22 protein-coding genes and 1 tRNA gene are annotated in these 20,386 nt (G+C 72.6%); 8 read left to right on the forward strand and 15 right to left on the reverse strand.

Going from position 1 to position 20,386, the window contains the following annotated elements:
- From ABZS42_RS27095 to ABZS42_RS27110, 4 genes are all read right to left on the reverse strand, one after another.
- Nucleotides 1-562: CDP-alcohol phosphatidyltransferase family protein (locus tag ABZS42_RS27095; protein ID WP_355149907.1), on the reverse strand; the 562-nt coding region annotated here is incomplete at its 3' end.
- A 332-nt stretch (nt 563-894) separates the two neighbouring features.
- Nucleotides 895-1,365 (reverse strand): MarR family transcriptional regulator, encoded by a 471-nt coding sequence (locus ABZS42_RS27100; protein ID WP_355149909.1) that lies wholly within the window; start codon nt 1,363-1,365, stop codon nt 895-897.
- Between the two features lie 42 nt (nt 1,366-1,407).
- Nucleotides 1,408-2,592 carry a SpoIIE family protein phosphatase gene (locus tag ABZS42_RS27105; RefSeq protein ID WP_355149911.1) on the reverse strand — a complete coding sequence of 395 codons (1,185 nt, stop codon included), beginning with the start codon at nt 2,590-2,592 and terminating at the stop codon, nt 1,408-1,410.
- Nucleotides 2,593-2,696: 104 nt separating this feature from the next.
- Complete coding sequence (locus ABZS42_RS27110) at nt 2,697-3,443, reverse strand: SAM-dependent methyltransferase (protein WP_355149913.1); 747 nt, start codon at nt 3,441-3,443, stop codon at nt 2,697-2,699.
- A gap of 117 nt (nt 3,444-3,560) precedes the next feature.
- On the opposite strand from ABZS42_RS27110, the gene ABZS42_RS27115 reads away from it, so the two are divergent.
- The 3 genes from ABZS42_RS27115 (at nt 3,561) to ABZS42_RS27125 (ending at nt 5,175) form a co-directional block, all read left to right on the forward strand.
- On the forward strand, nt 3,561-4,430 hold the full coding sequence (locus ABZS42_RS27115; RefSeq protein WP_355149959.1) for a universal stress protein: 870 nt from the start codon (nt 3,561-3,563) through the stop codon (nt 4,428-4,430).
- Nucleotides 4,431-4,501: 71 nt separating this feature from the next.
- Nucleotides 4,502-4,714, forward strand: a complete 213-nt coding sequence (locus tag ABZS42_RS27120) for a phosphatidylethanolamine-binding protein (protein ID WP_355149915.1) — start codon at nt 4,502-4,504, stop codon at nt 4,712-4,714.
- The gene (locus tag ABZS42_RS27125; RefSeq protein ID WP_355149917.1) at nt 4,711-5,175 is read left to right on the forward strand and encodes a hypothetical protein; all 465 of its coding nucleotides are present in this window, start codon (nt 4,711-4,713) and stop codon (nt 5,173-5,175) included. The genes ABZS42_RS27120 and ABZS42_RS27125 overlap by 4 nt, the downstream gene beginning before the upstream one ends.
- Before the next feature lie 9 nt (nt 5,176-5,184).
- On the opposite strand, the gene ABZS42_RS27130 is transcribed toward ABZS42_RS27125, so the two are convergent.
- Nucleotides 5,185-5,388: a hypothetical protein gene (locus ABZS42_RS27130; protein ID WP_355149919.1), complete on the reverse strand. Its 204-nt coding sequence runs from the start codon at nt 5,386-5,388 to the stop codon at nt 5,185-5,187.
- Nucleotides 5,389-5,525: 137 nt separating this feature from the next.
- Here ABZS42_RS27130 and ABZS42_RS27135 point away from each other — a divergent pair, with 137 nt between their 5' ends.
- Nucleotides 5,526-6,179, forward strand: a complete 654-nt coding sequence (locus ABZS42_RS27135; RefSeq protein WP_355149921.1) for a hypothetical protein — start codon at nt 5,526-5,528, stop codon at nt 6,177-6,179.
- Between the two features lie 6 nt (nt 6,180-6,185).
- Here the strand turns inward: ABZS42_RS27135 and ABZS42_RS27140 are convergent, their stop codons facing one another.
- The gene (locus tag ABZS42_RS27140) at nt 6,186-6,353 is read right to left on the reverse strand and encodes an amidophosphoribosyltransferase (RefSeq protein ID WP_076471705.1); all 168 of its coding nucleotides are present in this window, start codon (nt 6,351-6,353) and stop codon (nt 6,186-6,188) included.
- A gap of 171 nt (nt 6,354-6,524) precedes the next feature.
- Between ABZS42_RS27140 and ABZS42_RS27145 the strand changes: the two genes are divergently transcribed.
- Nucleotides 6,525-7,478, forward strand: coding sequence for a D-2-hydroxyacid dehydrogenase family protein (locus ABZS42_RS27145; protein WP_355149923.1), 954 nt, complete (start codon nt 6,525-6,527; stop codon nt 7,476-7,478).
- Nucleotides 7,479-7,566: 88 nt separating this feature from the next.
- Here ABZS42_RS27145 and ABZS42_RS27150 read toward each other — a convergent pair whose 3' ends face one another.
- Both ABZS42_RS27150 and ABZS42_RS27155 read right to left on the reverse strand, forming a co-directional pair.
- A complete protein-coding gene (locus ABZS42_RS27150; protein WP_355149925.1) occupies nt 7,567-8,544 on the reverse strand; it encodes an aldo/keto reductase in 978 nt (325 codons plus the stop codon).
- Nucleotides 8,545-8,735: 191 nt separating this feature from the next.
- Nucleotides 8,736-9,629, reverse strand: coding sequence for an MBL fold metallo-hydrolase (locus ABZS42_RS27155; RefSeq protein WP_355149927.1), 894 nt, complete (start codon nt 9,627-9,629; stop codon nt 8,736-8,738).
- A 109-nt stretch (nt 9,630-9,738) separates the two neighbouring features.
- Here ABZS42_RS27155 and ABZS42_RS27160 point away from each other — a divergent pair, with 109 nt between their 5' ends.
- Nucleotides 9,739-10,167, forward strand: a complete 429-nt coding sequence (locus tag ABZS42_RS27160) for a MarR family transcriptional regulator (RefSeq protein ID WP_355149929.1) — start codon at nt 9,739-9,741, stop codon at nt 10,165-10,167.
- 67 nt (nt 10,168-10,234) lie between these two features.
- Here the strand turns inward: ABZS42_RS27160 and ABZS42_RS27165 are convergent, their stop codons facing one another.
- The 7 genes from ABZS42_RS27165 to fdh all read right to left on the reverse strand — a co-directional run bounded on the left by ABZS42_RS27165 (nt 10,235) and on the right by fdh (nt 19,163).
- Complete coding sequence (locus ABZS42_RS27165; RefSeq protein ID WP_076471704.1) at nt 10,235-10,432, reverse strand: hypothetical protein; 198 nt, start codon at nt 10,430-10,432, stop codon at nt 10,235-10,237.
- Between the two features lie 49 nt (nt 10,433-10,481).
- Entirely contained in the window at nt 10,482-12,236 is a 1,755-nt protein-coding gene (gene selB, locus ABZS42_RS27170) for a selenocysteine-specific translation elongation factor (protein ID WP_355149931.1), read from the reverse strand.
- A gap of 1 nt (nt 12,237) precedes the next feature.
- Nucleotides 12,238-13,542: an L-seryl-tRNA(Sec) selenium transferase gene (gene selA / locus ABZS42_RS27175; protein ID WP_355149933.1), complete on the reverse strand. Its 1,305-nt coding sequence runs from the start codon at nt 13,540-13,542 to the stop codon at nt 12,238-12,240.
- A gap of 21 nt (nt 13,543-13,563) precedes the next feature.
- A tRNA-Sec gene (locus ABZS42_RS27180) sits at nt 13,564-13,659 on the reverse strand.
- Nucleotides 13,660-13,715: 56 nt separating this feature from the next.
- Nucleotides 13,716-14,861 carry an NrfD/PsrC family molybdoenzyme membrane anchor subunit gene (gene nrfD / locus ABZS42_RS27185; protein ID WP_355149935.1) on the reverse strand — a complete coding sequence of 382 codons (1,146 nt, stop codon included), beginning with the start codon at nt 14,859-14,861 and terminating at the stop codon, nt 13,716-13,718.
- A complete protein-coding gene (locus ABZS42_RS27190; protein ID WP_355149937.1) occupies nt 14,858-15,904 on the reverse strand; it encodes a 4Fe-4S dicluster domain-containing protein in 1,047 nt (348 codons plus the stop codon). The genes nrfD and ABZS42_RS27190 overlap by 4 nt, the downstream gene beginning before the upstream one ends.
- Nucleotides 15,894-19,163, reverse strand: coding sequence for a formate dehydrogenase (gene fdh, locus ABZS42_RS27195; protein WP_355149939.1), 3,270 nt, complete (start codon nt 19,161-19,163; stop codon nt 15,894-15,896). The genes ABZS42_RS27190 and fdh overlap by 11 nt, the downstream gene beginning before the upstream one ends.
- Before the next feature lie 225 nt (nt 19,164-19,388).
- Between fdh and ABZS42_RS27200 the strand changes: the two genes are divergently transcribed.
- Together ABZS42_RS27200 and ABZS42_RS27205 are read left to right on the forward strand one after the other, a co-directional pair.
- On the forward strand, nt 19,389-19,730 hold the full coding sequence (locus tag ABZS42_RS27200) for a hypothetical protein (RefSeq protein ID WP_355149941.1): 342 nt from the start codon (nt 19,389-19,391) through the stop codon (nt 19,728-19,730).
- The gene (locus ABZS42_RS27205) at nt 19,727-20,386 is read left to right on the forward strand and encodes a nucleotidyl transferase AbiEii/AbiGii toxin family protein (protein WP_355149943.1); all 660 of its coding nucleotides are present in this window, start codon (nt 19,727-19,729) and stop codon (nt 20,384-20,386) included. Before ABZS42_RS27200 ends, ABZS42_RS27205 begins: the two co-directional genes overlap by 4 nt.

Below are 20,386 nucleotides of genomic sequence, written 5' to 3' on the forward strand. Positions count from 1 at the left end.
CGGCCAGCAGCAGGAACGTCGCCGTCTTGCCGACGTAGTGCACCGGCGGCGGGCCGTACCCGAAGCGGCGGAGCACGCCCAGCGACGCGAGCAGCAGGGTCGGGAAGGCGGCCAGCAGCAGGAACGTCGCCGTCTTGCCGACGTAGTGCACCGGCGGCGGGCCGTACCCGAAGCGGCGGAGCACGCCCAGCGACGCGAGCAGCAGCAGCTCCCGGGCCAGCAGCGCCGCGGTGAACTGCCACGGCACCACCTCGCGGGCGGTGAACGCGACCAGCGTGGCGAGGATGTAGAGCCGGTCGGCGAGCGGATCGAGCAACTCCCCCAGCCGGCTCACCTGGCGCAGCCGGCGGGCGACCCAGCCGTCGACCCAGTCGGTGGTGCCACCGATGGCGAGGACGACGAGCGCCGCGACGTCGGCGTGGGCGCCCAGCAGGAGGTAGAGGAAGATCGGCACGCCCAGCAGGCGCAGGAAGCTGATCAGGTTGGGCACGGTGAGCACCCGTCCGGGTGCCGTACCGCCGGAGGCTTGTGGTTGCTCTGCCTCAGCCGGCCGACGCGACACCGAACCTCCTTTGCGACGCGCCCCGGCGCCCGGCCGAGGTCGGGCGCTACGCAGGGACGTACGCGTTGTCGGGCCGGCCACCGCCGGCGCCCCCTGTGCGGTCCCGCCGAACGGGACCTTCGCCTGAACTCGGCCCGCGATCGACGATCGCGGGCCGAGTGAGTTGCGCTGCCACTATATCGGGCTGCTCGTCCGGGCCGGCCGCCCCGACGGCCGCGGCGTTGGGGCGGCCGGTGTGCGGCGCGTCACCACGCGTAATGCATCCTAGGATACTAGTGGACGCCGCGAAGGACCGGGACATCGCCACAGGACCTCCGGGACGTGACCTGCCCTCAGGCCGTTCGTACGTTCGGGTCCTCCTGCTGCTCGCCGGCCGCGAGCGCGGCGGCCTGCTCGAAGGCCATCAGACCGATCAGCAGATCGTTCTGGGCCCGGGCCGGCATCCGGTCGAGCACGGCCTGCACCGCCCGCTGCCGCCGCTCGGTCAGCTCGCGCAGGAGTTGCTGACCGGCAGCGGTGGGCAGCAGGCGGACCTCACGACGGTCCCGCGGGTCCGCCTCCCGACGTAGCAGCCCGGTGGCCTCGAGTCGGTCACAGAGGCGGCTCGCCGAGGACGGCACGACGTCCAGCAGTTCGGCCAGGCGGTTGACGTTCGTCTCCGACCGGGCGCAGATCAGCGAAAGCACCCGCAACTGCGTCGGCGAAACCGAGACCTGGTGCCGGGACGCGGTCGAGTCCAGCACGTTGACGAGCGCTTCGGCGGCCGCGTCGATCGCCGCGGCGAGATTCGGAGATCGCTCCACCCGATGTCCCCTGCCATCGTCGCGCTCGCGGCCCGGCCGCGGCTACGGTGCCTCATCGGCGTCCCGGCCGCGGACACCGTGCCAGTCCAGGCAGACCACGACGGCGTCGTCGCGCAGATCGGTGTCCACGTGGTAGGCGTGCAGTTCGCGCATCACCGTACCAACTGCCTCGGCCGCCGGCTGCAACCGCGTGGAGCGCATCGCCCGCGCCATCGCCCGGTTGCCGTAGGGTTCCGCGCCGCTCGGGCCGGCCGCCCACACGCCGTCGCTGACCACGAACAGGCGGTCGCCCGGAAGCAACGCGAACTCCTGCAGGTCGTAGCGGGCCTCGGCGAACATGCCCAGCGGCAGTTGCTGGTCCAGCGCGATCGGCTCCACCCTGCCGCCGCGCAACCGTAGTACGTGCGGCGATCCGGCATCCACCGCCCGCACCTGGCCCGTGTCCAGGTCCAGTTCGAGCAGGAGGGTGGACACGTAGCGGCGCCCCCGGTGCTGATAGTGCAAGGTGTCCGAGGCGAGTTCGGCCTGCTCCGTGAGGCCGCCGCCGGAACGACGGGCGTTGCGCATCGCGTTGACCGTGACCACGGTCAACAACGACGCGGCCAGTCCCGTGCCGTCGCCGTTGAGCACCGTGACGGTCAACCGGTCGCCGTCCAGGGACCAGTCGAAGTGGCCACCGGCCACCGTGTAGGCGGGTTCGAGCTGGCCGGCGAGGTGGAACGCGGGGTGCGCGACGCTGCGTCCGGGAAGCAGTTCCCACTGCAGCTCCGCCGCCATGCTCAGCCGTTCCCGTCGGCGTGCCCGGCGGTAGCGGTCGGTCTCCCGGTCGGCGGCCCGGATCGCCGTCGCCAGGGTGCCGGCGATGTCGACGGCCTGCTCCTCGTCTCCCGGGCCGGGCGCACCAGGCAGCTCGATCATGAGCACGCCCAACCGTTCTCCCCACACCGACAGCGGCAGGAACATCCGGCACCGGCCCTCGTCCGCGGCGGCGTGCACCGGCCGCTGGCTGCTGAAGCAGCGTCGTGCCGCCGCTTCCTGAGCGCGCTGGCCGGCCGGTGACAGCTGCGGGTCGAGCATCGGCCAGAGGCCGTCGATCCGATAGTCGGCGAGGAACACCTCGGTGCGGGTGGCGCGCAGCACGGACCGGATCACGTGGTCGGCTGCCTCCACCAACTGGTCCGGCGGGGCCGCCCGCAAGGCGCGTGACACCGGCTCGGCACCGTCCATTGTTCCTCCGGGAAATTTGCTGTGGGGCAAGCATCATACGGAGAGCCCACAGCGGCCGGGCGGCCGGTGGCCCACCCGTCCACTCCCGACGATGGAGGACCTCGTCAGTCGGCCCCGCGGACCGCGACCCCGCCGTGAAAGGCGTCGGGAACCGCCGGGGTTGTCACCTCGGGCCGCCAGTGGGTCACCGCGACGATCCCGTCCTCGGTGGGCGTCCAGCGGCCGAGCAACGGACGGAACGCGGCAGGCGAGCGCATCCGGAACCCCGGGCCCATCATGGCCAGTGCCTCGGGGTTGCCGGCCAACTCCTCGGTGTCGAAGTCGACGGCCAGGCAACTGCCCGGCGCCGCCGCCGTGTAGAGCTCCTCCAGAGTGCGGGTCAACGTCTCGTCGTCGAGGAACGCGGCGAGACCGAGGAACACCACCCCCACCGGTTTCCTCCCCCACCCCGGCACGAACCGGTGCAGCTGGGCCGGATCGATCGTGCCGATGTCGGTGGCGTCGCCGTACGCGTAGCCGGCCCGGTCGCTGCCGGCGAGGATGCGCTGGCCGAGCCGGATGGTGACGGGGTCGACATCGGTGTAGAGGACGGTCGCCTCCGGCGCCGCCTCGTGCACGTTGGCCATGGTCGGCACTCCGGCGCCGAACACCAGGAACCCGTCCACCCCGCGCGCGGCGATCGCCCGCACGGCCCGGCCGAGGAAGGCACGCAGCTCCCGGAAGATCGGTGCGCACGGCCCGTACGCCTGCTCGAAGGCGTGTGCCGCGGCCACGTCGACCGGGAAATGGTGTTCGCCGCCGAGCCAGAAGTCGATCATGCGCGCGGTGCTCGGCTCATCGGGTTCAACCATCGATGACACTCCCTCCCCGGCGGTCGTCGCCAGCGTACCGACCGGGCGTCCTGCGCGGTATCGCTCCGCCGCACCGCACCGGCCGGAATACTGACCGGCGGGGGCGGGAGGTGGGTGTTGGACTCGTCGGACGGCGCGGCCGTCGTCGTCGGTGTGGACGGCTCGGAGCCGGCGCTACGGGCCGTGCGCCTCGCCGCGATCGAGGCGACCCGCCGCCGGCGGCCGCTACGGGTGGTCCACGGATTCATCTGGCCGCTGCTGCACGTACCACCGTCCGCGCCGGCCGGTGGCGGCCTGCGCGAGCAGGCGGAGCAGATCGTCGCGACGGCGGTCGCCGAGGCCGGGACGGCCGCACCGGGCGTGCGGGTCACCGGCGAGATCATCGACGGGGAGGCCGCCGCCGTGCTGCTCGGCGAGACGGCCACCGCCGCGATGATCGTGCTCGGAGACCGCGGCTTGGGCGGATTCTCCGCCCTGGTGGTGGGGTCCGTGGCGATCCAGGTCGCCTCGTACGCCGACTGTCCGGTGCTGGTCGCCCGCGGCGCCCCGCGCGGCGACGGGCCGGTGGTGGTCGGAGTCGACGGTTCGGAGTCGTCCACCCTCGCGCTCGGGTTCGCCGCCGACACCGCCGCCGCCCGGGGCGCCGAGCTGCTGGCGCTGCACGCCTACCGGCACCCCACCTCCACGGGTCCCGGCGACATGCAGCCCCTCGTGTACGACGAGGGGCTGTTGCACGGCGAGGAGGAGCGGGTGCTCGCCGAGTCGCTCGCCGGGCTCGCCGACCGCTACCCGGAGGTCCGGGTCACTCCGCGGGCGGTACGCGCGCGCCCCGGCAAGGCCCTCACCGAGGCCTCCCGTACCGCACAGCTGCTCGTGGTCGGGGGGCAGGGGCGTGGCGAGTTCACCGGGTTGCTGCTGGGTTCGGTGAGCCAGTCGGTGCTGCACCACGCGGACTGCCCGGTCGCCGTGGTACGCGGCCCACGCTGAACACGGTTGCCGCAGGCGGCAACGGGTAACCGTCGCGAAGCCATCGGCGACAGCGACCGGAGGAGGCAGTGATGCCAGGACCACGGCCGGGCAGTAACGCGTACGACAAGCAGCGCGCACGGATCCGCAACGCGATCGACGGCGCCGGACGGCGGACACCGGACGGCCGGGCGGACAAGGTCGCGAACCGGATCCTCCAGGAGGACCGGGGACAGCGCGGTGTGGTCCGGGGCGAGCGGGCGTACGGGCCCAAGGGTGAGCGCGAACCGGGCGACCCGAAGTGAGGACGGTCGAGCTGGCCGACGGTGCCATCGCTGGTGCCGTCGGCAGCACCGTCCTGAATGCGGTCACCTACCTCGACATGGCGCTGCGCGGCCGGTCGGCAAGCAGCACCCCGGAGCAGGTGGTGGGCCGGCTCACGGACATCGCCCACGTCAGCCTGGGCCCGGCGGAGGCGGCGGAGAACCGCCGTTCCGGGCTCGGGCCACTGATCGGCTACGCCACCGGCGTCGCCGCCGGTGTGGGTTTCGCGCTGCTGGCCGGCGGACGCCGTCGCCCGGTCGCCACCGCCGGTCCCCTGCTCGGCGCGGGCGCGATGGTGCTGTCGAACGGGCCGATGACGGTGCTGAAGGTGACCGACCCCCGCACCTGGCGGCGCTCCGACTGGATCGCCGACATCATTCCGCACCTGCTCTACGGGTTGGCGGCCACAGCCACCTGGAACCGGCTGCGGCCGCCCTCGTGATCCCGGCGCTCAGCCCTCGGTGTCGCTTTCGTCCTCGGCCAGTTCACCGGCCGGGCCGTACGGCGACGCCTGACCCTTCGGCATCGGTCGCCCCTCGTCACCACGGGACGAGCCCCGGTTGAGCGGGTGGCCGGTCGGCTTCGGGCCCTTGCTGTCCTGGCTCGTCGCGCCCCTGGCGCTGCGGCGGAACTCCTGCTGCTGCGGATTCACCACAGGTGTCTCCTTCCGGGTGGACGGCTCACGGCATCGACCGCCTCCACGTCGGGTTACCCACCGCCGTCGACGCCATTCGCCCACCGGACGGCAGGCGGCGGGTGCTAGACGGCCGCCGCAACGGGTACACCACCACCGTGGGCGACGAACGCACGACGACCCGGGTGCTGCTCGACCGCACCGGACACACGTACGCCGAGGAGGCCGGCATCCAACTCGCGGACCGGCCGGCGCCGCTGTACCAGCTGCTCGTGCTGGCCACCCTGCTGAGCACTCGGATCCGCGCCTCGGTGGCGGTGGCCGCCGCGCGGGAACTCTTCGCGGCCGGCTTCCGCACCCCGCAGGCGATGCAGCGGGCGAGCTGGCAGCAGCGCGTCGACGCGCTCGGCCGGGGCCACTACCGCCGGTACGACGAGCGGACCGCCACGATGCTCGGCGATGCCGCGAAACTCTGCCTGGACCGCTGGCGCGGGGACCTGCGCCGGCTGCACCGCGAGGCGAACGGCCAACCGGCGGCCCTGCGCCGCCTGCTCACCGAGTTCCCCGGCATCGGGCCGACGGGCGCGGACATCTTCCTGCGCGAGGCACAGACGGTCTGGGCGGATCTGCGGCCGTACGCCGACCGGCGGGCACTCGCCGGGGCGGAGCGGGTCGGACTGCCCAGATCGGCGGAGAAGCTGGCCGGGCTGGTCCGCGGCCCCGACTTCGGCCGGCTCGCCTCGGCCCTGGTGCGGGTGGCGCTCGACAAGGACTCCGCGGACGACATCAACCGGGCGGCGCGCGCCCGCTGAGGGGTCCTACTTCGCCGCCGGTTTCGGCTTGGTGAGGTGCCACACCAGCAGCGACGCCAGCAGCGCGAGCAGCACCAGCCCGCCGGTGAGCCCGCGACCCTCCTCCGGGTCCCGGCCCGCGGTGCCGAAGTAGATCACCGCGAGCCCCGCGAGCACGGTCAGGAACGTCCGCAACCCTCGGTCCTTCACAAGCCGGACGGTACGGACGGCCTGCGGTGCCCGGTGGCGGAACGACACGCCATTCCCCCATCCGGGTCACGCGGCGCGCGGCCGGACGGGACATCCGAGCGTGACCCTAGCCGCAAAGCAGCGACCGGCCGGAGCGCCGAGCGTACGATTATTGTCATGTCAACTAGTTTTCGGTGCGCAGTGCTGGACGACTACCAGGAGGTCGCGCTCGGGTTGGCGGACTGGTCCCGGGTCCGGGTCACCAGCTTCGTCGAGCCGTTCACCAGCGCGGACGAACTCGTGGCGGCGATCCACGACTTCGAGGTCGTGGTCGCCATGCGGGAGCGCACGCCGTTCCCCGCCGAGGTGTTCGACCGGCTGCCCAATCTGCGGCTGCTCGTCACCACCGGCATGAGCAACGCCGCCATCGACCTGGCGGCGGCGCGGGCACACGGCGTCACGGTGTCGGGCACGGGCGGCGGCTGGACCTCGACCGTCGAGCTGACGTGGACGCTGATCCTCGGGCTGGCCCGCCACCTGGTGCCCGAGGCGACCGCGCTCCGCACCGGCGGCCCCTGGCAGCACACCCTCGGCACCGACCTGCACGGACGTACCCTCGGTCTGCTCGGTCTGGGCCGCATCGGGTCGCAGGTAGCGGCGGTCGGGCGGGCGTTCGGCATGGACGTGCTGGCCTGGAGCCAGAACCTGACGCCAGAGCGGGCCGAGGCGGCCGGCGCGCGACTGGCCCCCGACCTGGACGCGCTGCTCGCCGGCTCCGACATCGTCTCCGTTCACCTCGTGCTCGGCGAGCGGACACGCGGGCTCGTCGGCGCGCGCGAACTCGCGCTGATGAAGCCCACCGCCTACCTGGTCAACACCTCGCGGGCGGCGATCGTCGACCAGTCAGCGTTGGCGTCCGCGCTACGCGAGCGGCGGATCGCGGGGGCCGGACTGGACGTGTTCGACAAGGAGCCGCTGCCCGCCGGGCATGAGTTCCGTACCCTGCCGAACGTGCTGGCCACGCCACACCTCGGCTACGTGACCGAGCTGAACTACGCGACGTTCTTCCGTGACGCGGTGCAGGACATCGGCGCCTTCCTCGACGGCAGCCCGGTCCGGGTACTGACCTGACTCGCAATCGGCGAACCGGCGGCCTGCCGGCACCCTGAGGGTCCTGGCAGGCCGCCGGTGTGCAGTGCGGTCACAGCCGAGGCTGCGGTCAGCGCTCCAACAGGCGCATCGCGGCTTCGTCGTGCGTCTCGCCGACAGCGGGCGGAAGGTTGTTGAGCTTCTCGACCTGCTCGGCGGTCAGCTCCACGGCGTCGGCGGCGGTGTTCTCCTCCACCCGCGCCACCCGCTTGGTGCCCGGGATCGGGGCGATGTCGTCGCCGCGGGTCAGCAGCCAGGCCAGTGCGATCTGCGCCGGGGTGGTACCCGCCTCGGCGGCGATGGCCTGGACCTCGTCCGCCAGACTCAGGTTGCGCTTGAAGTTCTCGCCGGTGAAGCGCGGGTTGTTCTTGCGCAGGTCGGTCTCGTCGAAGCCGCTGGTCGAGCGGATCTGGCCGGTGAGGAATCCGCGTCCCAGCGGCGAGTAGGGCACCAAGCCGATGTTCAGCTCGCGCAGCAGCGGCAGCACCTTTTCCTCAAGGTGCCGGGTCCACAGGGAGTACTCCGACTGGACGGCGGCGATGGGGTGCACGGCGTGAGCGCGGCGGATCGTCTCCGGTCCGGCCTCGGACAGGCCGATGTGGCGGATCTTGCCCTCAGTGATCAGTTCGGCCAGCGTTCCGATGGTGTCCTCGATGGGCGTGTTCGGGTCCACCCGGTGCTGGTAGTACAGATCGATGTAGTCGGTGCCCAAACGCTTGAGCGAGCCTTCGACCGCGGTGCGGACGTTGGCCGGGCTGCTGTCCAGTTGCCCCGCCCCGGCACCCGCGTGCGAGATCATGCCGAACTTCGTCGCCACCACGGCCTGATCCCGGCGGCCCTTGAGCGCCTTACCGAGGAGTTCCTCGTTGACGTACGGGCCGTAGACCTCGGCGGTGTCCAGGAGCGTGACCCCCAGTTCCAGGGCTCGGTGGATGGTGCGGATCGACTCGGCGTCGTCCGTGCCGGCGCCCGTGTAGGCGTAGGACATCGATACCAGGCCGAGACCGATACGGGAGACGTCCAGGTCCCCCAGCTTGATGTGTTTCATGGCACTTCTCCGTTTCTTCAGCGATTTTTGCGACTTGTCAGGCACTGCGGAAGCTCCGCCGCTCCCCGTCGACGCTGGTGCCGCTCACTTCGGTTGAGCAGGGTGAACGCGGCGGCGGTGATGGCGGGGCCAAGAGTGGAAAACGGCGTGCGCGCTCCACCTGTTGACAGGAGCACCACCGGGCGGGACGGTCAGGCGACCGGAATCCAGGTGAACCGGCCGTCGGGGCGGCGTTCGGCGCGGCCGAAGACCACGTCGGCGAAGTGGTTGCCGAAGCCGATGGTGTCGGGGCGGCTCAGCTCCTCGACCAGGCGGCGGCGGTACTCGGCGGCACCGGCGGGGTCGTGGTCGATCCCACAGCCCCATTCGGGGTGGGTTACCTGGATTGGCGCGTGCATCGCATCGCCGAACGCGATGAGTCGCCGGCCGCCACCGGTGATGGTGTACGTGACGTGGCCGACGGTGTGCCCGAGCGAGAACGAGGCCCGCACGCCGGGGAAGATTTCCTCGCCGTCCTCGACCGTACGGACGCGGGTTCCGAAGGCGGCCAGACGCTCCTCGGTCGCCCCGTTCGCGGCGGCCAGGTGGCGCCCCTCCCACTCGGGTGCCGCGAGGAAGTGGGTGGCATGCGCGAACGGCGGCGCATCGGCGCCGGACTCGACGTTCCACGCCCAGCCCAGGTGGTCGGAGTGCAGGTGGGTGATGGCGACGGCCTCGATCTGGCTCGGTTCGCGGCCCAGCCGCCGCAGGCCGTCCAGCATCTCACCGCCGTAGATCTCTGCCAGGTACGGGTTGGCCGGGTCGTCGGGGTAAGACTCGGGGCCGAACCCGGTGTCGATGAGCAGCGCCCGGTCTCCCCGCTCGACCAGCAGCCCCCCGACGGCTGCGGGCAGGAAGCCGCCGTCGTCGAGGTGATCGGGGTTGGCCGCCCAGTCCGCGTCGGTGGCGGCGGGCAGCCAGCCGCGCGGCTTGCACAGGGCCAGCCCGTCCGGAACGTAAGTGACCTTCAATTCACCCAGGTGGAGCGAACGAACGCGCGGCGCGCTCGTCAGCCGGACCCGGTCGAAATCGGATGTTGCGGTCATATGTTTCCTACCTCTGTTCGATGAGGTGCCGTCGAGCGACGGCAGGAGGAAAACGTTAGAGCTAGAACAGCTCTAACTGCAACTATCCGAGCTGTAGTAAGCTCGTCACATGGCCACCGAACACGAGACCCCCCGCCCCCTGGCTGACCGGCAGGTGTGCGGGCTGGTCAGAGATGTGGCCAGTCAGATCGAAGCCCACCTTCGGGCCCGGGCGGCCACCCTCGGCCTGACCACCACGCAGGCCACCGCGCTGTGTGAGCTGACCCGCCCCATGACTCTGCGCGACCTCGCCGAACGGATGAGCTGCGAGCCTTCCAACATCACCTTCGTCGCCGATCGCCTCGAAGGGCAGGGCTACCTCGAACGCCATCCACACCCCGACGACCGCCGCGCCAAGCAACTCATCCTGACCCCCAAGGGCACCGAACTTCGCGGACGCCTCATCGAGTTGCTCTCCACGGACTCCCCGCTGGCCCCGCTGGCCTCCGAGGAGCAGGACGCCCTGCGCGACCTGCTCACCCGCGCCCTCATCCGCTGACCGTTCCGAGGCACCTCAAAAGGGCCGAGCCGCCCGGAGGGCCCCGGGGAAACCCGCAGCGCCACGCTCAGTCGCTCTCCAGGTCGTCGAGCGAGATCGCGTGCGTCATCAGCCACCGAGCCAACGCCGACATCCCGAACAGCCACAGCGGCGCGGACTCGGTGGTGCCGTTGGTCGCGAAGATGGCGAACCGCAGATCCGGCGCCCGATACGCCTCGATCCGCCACTTGTGCTGCCTGTCCCGCCAGACCGCGGAAGGGTCCATGGCGTCACCGTAGGTGACGGCCGGGCACCCGCACGGCGGGTTGACCGGCTCAACCCACAACGATCCGGGCGTCGTCAGGCAGCCGGCGGGTCGCACCCCGGCGATCCAGCAACTCCAGCAGCGGCACCGCGACCCGGCGAGTGGTGTCCAGCGCCCGCCGCGCCGCGGAGAGGGTGAACGGCTGGGGCAGCCCGGCCAGCACCCGCACCGCATCGTCGAGCACGTCGGGCAGCAGCACCACGTTCTCCGCCAGCCGCAGCAGCGCGCCCGCCCGGACCGCCGCGCCGATCTCCCGGGGCCCCAACCCCAGGTCGGCAAGGCGGTCGGCCTCCGGCGCCTGGAACGGGCGGCGCCCGTACTCGTCGCGGATACGCTGCACCGCCCGTGCCACCGGGTCCGGCAGCGCGTCGACGGCCGCCGCGGTGACCCGGCCGCCCAGCAGCCGCAGCGGCGGCCGGACCAGCGCCTCCACCAACGCCCGGTCCGGCAGCGCCAGCCGCCGCCGCAGCACCTCCACCGGCGCCCCCGGCTCCAGCGGATGCTCCCGGCCGTGCCGGAGCACCTCCTCGGCCAGCCGGACGCCGAGCTGCCGCCAGTGCCCCGGGTCGGCCAGCCAGTCGCCGGCCACCGGGGCGACGTCGACCGGAACCCCCATGCGGATCAGGTCGGCGGCCCGGACCAGCCGTCGCCGGCCCAACTCCCCGGCCAGGTCGGCCCGCCCGTCCAACCCGGCCAGGACGTCCGCGCGGGCGCCGGCCGCGCCCCGGCGGGCCAGCGGAGGGGGCACCACGTCGAGCACGATCACGCCACCGGCCACGTGGTGACGGCCCGGGTCACGCAGCAACGCCCGGTCGCCGATGAGCAGCGGCAGCGGCCGGGCCAGCCGCAACCGGGCCGTGTCCGTACCGAGCGGACGGACCCGGACCGGCACCGCGGCCGAACCGACGTGCAGGGTGAGGGCGGCCGGCAGCTCCGCCGCCGGATCGCCGGCGACGCGGACGTCCACCACCTCCGTGCGGTGGAACCGGCCGGGACTGAGCAGGGCGTCACCGCGCGTCAACCGATCCCGCGGGGTGCCGCGCAGGTTCACCGCCACCCGGGCCACCGCGGTGACCTCGGACGCGGCCGATCCGAGCGTCTGCAGGCCGCGTACCCGCACCGACTCGCCGGTGCCGGCCAACTCCAACTCGTCGCCGACCCGCAGGCGGCCCGCACCCAACGTGCCGGTGACCACCGTGCCGCTGCCCCGGATGGTGAAACTACGGTCCACCCACAACCGCACCGGCCCGCCACCGGCCGGGGCCGGCAGCCGTGCGGCGAGCCGGTCCAGCGCCGCCCGCAACTCCGGCAGGCCGGCGCCGGTCAGAGCGCTGACCGCCACCGCCTCCACCGCCCCCAGCGCCGTCCCGGCTATCCGCGTGCGGGCCTGAGCCATCGCCCGACCCGGATCAGCCAGGTCCGCGCGGGTCACCACCAGCAGGCCGTACGACACACCCAGCGCGTGCAACGCCGCCAGGTGCTCCGCGGACTGCGGCATCCACCCCTCGTCGGCGGCCACCGCGATCAGCGCCGCCGGCGCCGGCCCGACCCCCGCGAGCATGTTCGGCACGAACCGCTCGTGCCCGGGCACGTCGACGAACGCGACGGTGCCACCGGAGGGCAGCGTCGTCCAGGCGAAACCCAGGTCGATGGTCATCCCCCGGCGACGCTCCTCCGCCCACCGGTCGGGCTCCATCCCGGTCAGCGCCCGGACCAGCGTCGACTTGCCGTGGTCGACGTGCCCGGCGGTGGCCACCACCCACACGTCAGTCGCCCCCCGGCACGGCCAGCACCGCGGCGCGTACCGCCTCGTCGGCCTCCGGAGGCACACAGCGCAGGTCCAGCAGCAGCCGCCCCCGAACGACCCGGCCGAGCACCGGCGGCTCACCCGTACGCAGCGGCGCCGCGTACCGCTCGGGCAGGCTCAGCGCCCACGACTCCAGCTCCACACCGGGGGCGCCACCGCCGCCGACCACCGCCACCGCCGGCACCACCTCGGCCTTACGGCCGTCCACGCCGAGCCGCTCCCGCAGCCGCTCGACCCGCTCCCGCAGTGCACCGGGGTCGGCGTGCAGGGCAGCCCGGGTCGGTGTGTCGGGCCGCTGCAGAGTGGCCGCCAGCGCTGCCAGGGTCAGCTTGTCCACCCGCAACGCCCGGGCCAGCGGATGCCGGCGTAACCGCTCGACCAGTTCGGCGTCGCCCAGCAGCAGCCCGGCCTGTGGCCCACCGAGCAGCTTGTCACCGCTCGCCGTCACCAGGTGCGCTCCCGCGCGCAGGGTGCTGGCCGCATCCGGCTCGTCCGGCAGCAGCGGGTCCGGGACCAGCAGCCCCGAACCGATGTCGGCGACCACCGGCACACCGAGGCTCACCAGGTCGCGTACCCCGACGGCGGAGGTGAAGCCGGTGACCCGGAAGTTCGACGGGTGCACCTTGAGCACGAAACCGGTACGCGGACCGACCGCGGCCGCGTAGTCGGCGACGGTGGTGCGGTTCGTGGTGCCCACCTCACGAAGACGCGCACCGGTGCTGACCAGCAGGTCCGGCAACCGGAAGCCGTCGCCGATCTCGACCAGCTCGCCGCGGCTGACCACGATCTCCCGGTCGGCGGCGAGCGCGGTCGCCGCGAGCACCAGCGCGGCGGCGCCGTTGTTCACCACATGCACCGCGGCCGCGCCCGGCACCGCGGCGGCCAGCCCGGCCAGCGCGTCACGACCACGCCGCGCCCGCCGGCCGGTGGTGAGGTCCAGCTCGACGTCGGTGTGCCCGGCCGCCGCGACAAGCGCGTCGACGGCGCAGCGGGACAGCGCCGCCCGACCCAGGTTGGTGTGCAGGACGACGCCTGTGGCGTTGAGCACCGCCCGGGGCGCCGGCGCCGGCAACGCCGCGACGGCCACGTCACGCACCTCGTCCGGGCGGATCTCACCGCGCCGGGCCCGGTCCTGCGCCGCGGTCACGGCGGCCTTCACCCGGTCGCGCCCGAGCACTGCCGTGGCGGCGGCCAGCCCGGGATCGGCGAGCAGCACATCGGTGCGGGGCACACGTCGGCGCGGGTCGGTCTGCCCGTCGCGCATCACGTGATCCCCCACAGTGGTTGGCGGAGACGGACGGGAATCGAACCCGCCTGGCCCGGGTCCCGGACCACACCGGTTTTGAAGACCGGGAGGGGCACCAGCCGCCTGAACGCCTCCACGGAGCATTTGACCACAAGGGCCGCGCCGCCGTGCGCGGAGGTCGAAAAGTTCTCTCAGTCACCCGGACGGGTGGCGGCCTCTCGTTGGCGTTCGAGCCGCTCCCGCTGCGGCACCACCGTGTACTTCGGATCGCGGGCCGAGGCTACCCCGGCATAGAACACGCCGAAGCGGGTGGCCACCGAGCCGGCGAGCAGCGCGGCACCGGCGAGCGCCGACACGACTCGGCTGCGACGTCCGGCCACCGCGCCCACGGCTCCCGCCGCGGTGAGCGCCCGGGCGGCGCGCATGAGCAGCCCCGGCCGGCCGGTGTGGTACGGCTCGGAGACCAGCCCGAGCCGGGTCTCCACGCGGTGCGCCGCGGTGAGTTCCAGGGCCGCGCCGGCGACCGCCATCCGCCGGGCCGGCCCGGCCTGCGCGGCCGGCGCCGCGAGCAGCCCCACACCGGCGCCACTGGCCAACGCGCTGCCCGCGAACAGGACAGGCAGATCGGGGTACGCCTCGTGCCACGACGGCACCGCCGTGTCGGCGAGCAGCACTCCGGTGTACGTGGCCAACGCCGGCGCGGTGACCGCCGCCGCCAAGCCGGCGACGTGACCGACCGGAGGCAGCACCCGGCGGGCCAGCCCGAGCACACCCCGCTCGGGCAACAGGTGCGCCGCCTCGGCGACCGCGGCCACGCCGGCGGCCGGCCCGAACGCGGCGAGGATCCAGGTGCCCATCGACATCGGCGAGGTCAGCTTCGCCACGCGGAGCATGTGGTGGAAGCGCGCCGGCCGGCCCAGATCGTGGATGAGGAAGTATGTGCTCGCGCTGACCGCGGCGAGCGCGGTGGCCCGGCCCGCCTGCCGCAGCGCCGGGCGGCCGGTGAGCTGGCCACCAGCGGCGAGCAGAGCCGACCCGGCCGCGAGGCCGCCCGTGAACAGGTACGCGGCGATGTCCCAGTGCCACACCGGCGGCTTGAGGACCGGACGACCGTAGTACGAGACGAACTCGGCCTCGGGGACGCGCAGCTCCTCGCCGCCGCGGCCCCCGCGCCGCGACCGGGGCGACCAGCCCCGGTCGTCCGTACCGGCCCGATCTCCCGGGGTCACCGCTCCGCCACCGGGCGCCGACTCCACGACACCGCCGTCCCGACCCGCGGCGACACCGTCGCGGAACCGGCGGAACCGGTCACCGACCGGCGGGTGCTCCGAACTCACGACGAACCTCCGACGAACGCGGCCACGGCGGCCGCCGCCATGACCAGGGCCGCCAGACCGGCCCGCTTCCACATCTTCGGCAGGTCCCGGGTGGTGACCACCGGATCCGGCGGCAACCCGTACACCTCCGGCTCGTCGAGCAGCAGGAAGAACGCGCCGTCGCCGCCGACCCCGTCACCCGGGTCGTTGCCGTACAGCCGCGCCTCCGGCACGCCCCGCTCGTGCAGAGTGGCGACCCGCGCGGCGGCCCGCTCCCGCAACTCCTCCAGCGGCCCGTACTGGATCGACTCGGTCGGGCAGGCCTGCGCGCACGCCGGAGTCTTACCGGCGCCGATCCGGTCGTAGCAGAGCGTGCACTTCCACGCCCGCCCGTCATCCTTGCGCTGGTCGATCACGCCGTAGGGGCAGGCGGAGATGCAGTAGCCGCAGCCGTTGCAGATGTCCTCCTGCACCACCACGGTGCCGAACTCGGTGCGGAACAGCGAACCCGTCGGGCAGACGTCCAGGCAGGCGGCGTGCGTGCAGTGCTTGCACACGTCGGACATCATCAGCCAGCGGAAGTCGGAACGGGTCTCCGCGCCGGTGGCCCGCCCCGGCGGCTGCCCACCGGGCATGCCGAGGAACTCGGGACCGGCGGCCATCCGGGCCGCCGCCTCCGGCGAACCGGTCGGCACACCCGGCTCGGTACCGACCGGGTCCCTGGTGGTCGCCCCCACCGCCGCGGACGACGGGCTGGTGGTGCCACCGGTCGGGTTACCGGCGAACGGCGGCGTACGGTGCCCGGCCGGACGCGGTTGCTCGACGAAGGCGACATGCCGCCACGAGTTCGCGGTCAGCGCGCCGGTGTTGTCGTACGACATGCCGAGCAGGTCCAGGCCCGAGGTGGGCACGTCGTTCCACTCCTTGCACGCCACCTCACACGCCTTGCAGCCGATGCACACGCTGGTGTCGGTGAAGAAGCCCATCCGCGGCGGCGCCTCGGACCAGCCGGCCTCCGGCGCCGGATCGAGCGGACCGGCGAGGCTGTTCGGATCAGGAAGCATCGGAGGCCCCCGACCCGGGCGGAGTGACCACAGGCTCGTGCCGCTGCGGCGTGATGCCCGCCCGCCGCCGGTAGTCCTCGACCATCTCGCGCAGTGCCGCACCGGTCGGCCTGCGGCCAGGCTGCACGTCGCAGGTGCCCACCTTGCTCTCCTGGATCAACACGTTCGGGTCGAGGACGATCCCGAACAGGTCGTTGGCCGAGTCGCCGGTGACCAGCCCCTCGAAGCCGAAGTGGTACGGCAGCCACACCTGATGGATGATCCGACCCTCCACTCGCAGCGGCGTGAGCCGGTCGGTGACCAGCACCTTCGCCTCGATGACCGCCCGGCCGGTGACCAGGTGCGCCCAACCCAGGTGCGCCAGCCCCACCTCGGCGGCCAGCTCCGGTGACACCTCCACGAACATCTCCGGCTGCAACTCCGCGAGCGGGGGCACCATCCGGCTCATCCCACCCGCGGTGTGGTGCTCGGTGAGCCGGCTGACCGTGAACACGTACGGGAAGACCCGCCACTGGTCCTCCGGCGGGCTCGGGTTCACCGAGTTGGCCGGATGCGGGTACGTCTTGCGGGCCGGATTGGCCTGCTGCCGGTAGAGCGGGTTGCGCATCGGTGACTCGACCGGCTCGTAGTGCGTCGGCAGCGGACCGTCGACCACCCCGCTGGGCGCGTACAGCCAGGCCTTGCCGTCGGCCTGCATGACGAACGGGTCGTCACCGGCGATCCCCGCCGGACCGGACGTGCCCGGCTCCGGCTGGTACGACGGTGGCTTCGTCTTCTCGAAGTCCGGCACGTCGTAACCGGTCCACTCGCCCTTCTCCTCGTCCCACCAGACGTACTTCTTCCGCTCGCTCCACGGACGCCCGTCCGGGTCGGCGGAGGCGCGGTTGTAGAGGGTGCGCCGGTTCGCCGGCCACGCCCAGCCCCACTCGCCGGCCACCCAGTTCTGCTCGTGCCTCGGCTTGCGGCGGGCCGCCTGGTTCACCCCGTCGGCGTACACGCCGCTGTAGATCCAGCAGCCCAGCGCCGTCGAGCCGTCGTCGCGCGCCTCGGTGAAGCCGCCCAGCGGGCGGCCGGTGGCCACCTCGAACCCGTTGATCTCGCGCAGCACCGCCTCGGCGCTCGGCTCGGCGAGCGGGCCGTGCGTCGGGTAGTCCCAGGCCAGGTCGAGCAGCGCGCGGTCCCGGGGCCTGTCCGAGCCGGCCAGCTTCTCCCGCAGCTTGCGCCCCAGGTGGTAGAAGAACCACAGCTCGGAGCGGGCGTCGCCCGGCGGCTCCACGGCCTTCTCCCGCCACTGCAGCATCCGCTGCGTCTGGGTGAACGTGCCCTCCTTCTCCACGTGCGACGCGGCGGGCAGGAAGAACACCTCGGTGCGGCACTGCTCCGGCACGATCTCGCCGGTCTCCACCTCCGGACCGTTACGCCAGAACGTGGCGCTCTCGATCATGAACAGGTCACGGACCACGAGCCAGTCCAGGTTGGCCATGCCCAGCCGCTGCGCCCGCCCGTGCGCCGACCCGACAGCCGGGTTCTGCCCGAGCAGGAAGTAACCCTTCACCGTGCCGTCGATCATGTTCAGCACCTGCTGGTAGGTGCCGTGATCGCCGGTCATGCGCGGCAGGTAGCCGTAACAGAAGTCGTTCTCCGGTGTTGCCGCGTCCCCCCAGTACGCCTTCAACAGGCTGGCACAGTACGCCCGAGCGTTGGCCCAGTAGCCCTTCTGCCCCGGGTGGTGGATGCTGTCCACCCACGCGTCGAACGTCGGGTGCTTGTCGTGCTGCGGCATCGGCAGGTAGCCCGGCAACAGGTTGAACAGCGTCGGGATGTCGGTGGACCCCTGGATGCTGGCATGCCCGCGCAGTGCCATGACCCCACCACCGGGACGACCCACGTTGCCCAGCAACGTCTGGATGATCGCGCCGGTACGGATGTACTGCACGCCGACACTGTGCTGCGTCCAACCCACCGAGTACACCAGCGCCCCGGTGCGTTCCCGTCCCGAGTTCTCCGTCCAGGCCCGGGCCAGCTCGAGGAACTTCTCCTGCGGAATACCGCAGACCCGCTCCACCATCTCCGGCGTGTAACGGGCGTAGTGCCGCTTCAGGATCTGGTAGACGCAGCGCGGATGCTGCAACGACGCGTCCCGCAGCACCTGCCCGGGAATCGGCGCGCCGTGCGACTCGTGCCGCAGCCCGGCCGCGGTGTCCCGTTCGGTGCTGGTGTCCATGGAGCCGGACTGACCCTCCTGCCCCGCGTACTGCCAGCTGGTCTGGTCGTACGCGCCGGTCTCCGGGTTGAAGCCGGAGAAGATCCCGTCGCCGTCCTCGGCGTCGACGAACTCCTCGCTGACGATCGTCGCCGCGTTGGTGTACGCGAGCACGTACTCCCGGAAGTCGAGCTCGTTCTCCAGGATGTAGCGCACCACACCACCGAGCAGCGCGATGTCCGTCCCCGCCCGGATCGGCAGGTACGTGTCGGCGAGCGCGCTGGTCCGGGTGAACCGCGGGTCGACGTGGAAGACCTTGGCGCCGCGAAGCTTGGCCTCCATCACCCACTGGAAGCCCACCGGGTGCGCCTCGGCCATGTTCGAACCCTGGATGACGATGACGTCAGCGTTGGCGAGGTTCTGCTGGAAGTCCGTCGCGCCGCCGCGACCGAAGCTGGTCCCCAGACCGGGGACGGTGGCGGAGTGTCAAATGCGCGCCTGGTTCTCGATCTGGAGTGCCCCCATCGCCGTGAACAGCTTCTTGATGAGGTAGTTCTCCTCATTGTCCAGCGTCGCCCCGCCGAGACTGGAGATGCCCAGCGTGCGGTTGAGCGGCCGGCCCTCGGCGTCCACGTCCTCCCAGGTCTCGTCACGCGCGGCGAGCACCCGGTCGGCGATCATGTCGAGCGCGACGTCGAGATCCAGGTCCTCCCACTCCGTCGCGTACGGCCGGCGGTAGCGGATCTTCGTCTGCCGCAACGGGCTGTTCACGAGGCTCTTGCTGGCGGCGCCCTTCGGGCAGAGCCGGCCACGGGAGATCGGGCTGTCCCAGTCGCCCTCGATCTGGGTGACCTGCCCATCCTTGACGTACACCCGCTGGCCGCAGCCGACCGCGCAGTAGGGGCAGACCGAGCGCGCCATGCTGTCGGCCGTCTCCGTGCGGGCCGTCAGCTCCGCCGAACGGGCCGACTGCGCCGCCGAGCCGCGGCCCAACGGATCAGTGCCGATGAGCTGCCGGTAGACCGGCCAACCCTCGATGAAGGTCCGGACACCCACTGCGACACCCCCTCCCGAAACCCGACGCCGACCCCATGAACATAAGCCAGCCGACGCCTCCGTGCGACCCGAGTCGGGCTTTCAGCCTCATCCGGAGTCGAGGCACGAAACGCCCAGGGATGCGGACGCTGGTCGAGGCGCCAAACGCCCGCGGAGGCGGACACCCGCTACCGAGATCCGCAGCGGCGGTGCGGCAACGCCCGCCGGCCGGGTTACCCTGACAACATGCAGGGCGCCTCCCCCACCGCGACCCGCGTGGCCCACCTGGCCCGCCCGGGCCGCCCTGCCGTCGTCGCACGCACCCTCACCGAACTGGCCGGCCCCACCCGCGGCGTCGTCGAACTACCGGTACGCCTGATGTGGAACACCGAACGCACCTTCGACCTCGGCGACCCAGACCAGCTGCTCTGGCTCTACGAGAACGTGCTGCGCGAGACCACCCGCACCGAGGATCTGCGCCAACTCGTCGACGGCCGCACCCTGCGCCGGGTGTGGCGCCTGCTCAACCTCCCCCGCGCCGTCCGGCAGGCGTGGGAGAGCCGCCACCACGCCCTTCGCACCGCGTGAGCACCCCGCACCTGCACGACTTCTACCGCCAGGTGGCCCGGGTGGCGCTCACCGCGGCGGGCCCGCACCGGTTCGTCCTCGGTGGCGGGGTGGCCTGGGCCGCCCACGGGCTGGTCGCCCGCCCCACCGAGGACGTGGACCTATTCGCCGACGTCGAAGGCGCCGCCGCCGCGGCCGCCACCGGCGTGCGTACCGCCCTGGAGCAGGCCGGTTTCGCCGTCGACGACGCCGACCCGGGCAGCGACCTCGGCGACCTGTTCGAGGGCTACGGCCGGGACCTGAAGGACTTCGTGGTGAGCCGCGACGGCCGGCAGATCCGGCTGAGCCTGGCACGCCTCGACCGGCACCGCAGCCCGGTGGTCATGGACCTCGGCCCGGTGATGGACGTACGCGACCTGATGGCCAACAAGATCGCCGCGCTGGTCAACCGGCGGGAGGTCCGCGACTACATCGACGTCTCGGCCGCCCTCGAGCACTACGACGTGCCGGAGCTGCTCGAACTCGCCCGGCAGGTCGACCCGGCGCTGGACCCGGACGACGTGCGCGCCGCCGGCCGCTACCTCGACCGCATCCCCGAACAGCGGTTCGCCCGCTACGGACTGGACGCCACCGCGGTCGCCCGGGTCCGCGACCGGCTCGCCGCCTGGCCCCGCTGA

Origin of the sequence: Micromonospora sp. NPDC005367, assembly GCF_040606825.1 — a bacterium.
In the GTDB taxonomy this organism is placed as follows: Bacteria; Actinomycetota; Actinomycetes; order Mycobacteriales; family Micromonosporaceae; genus Micromonospora.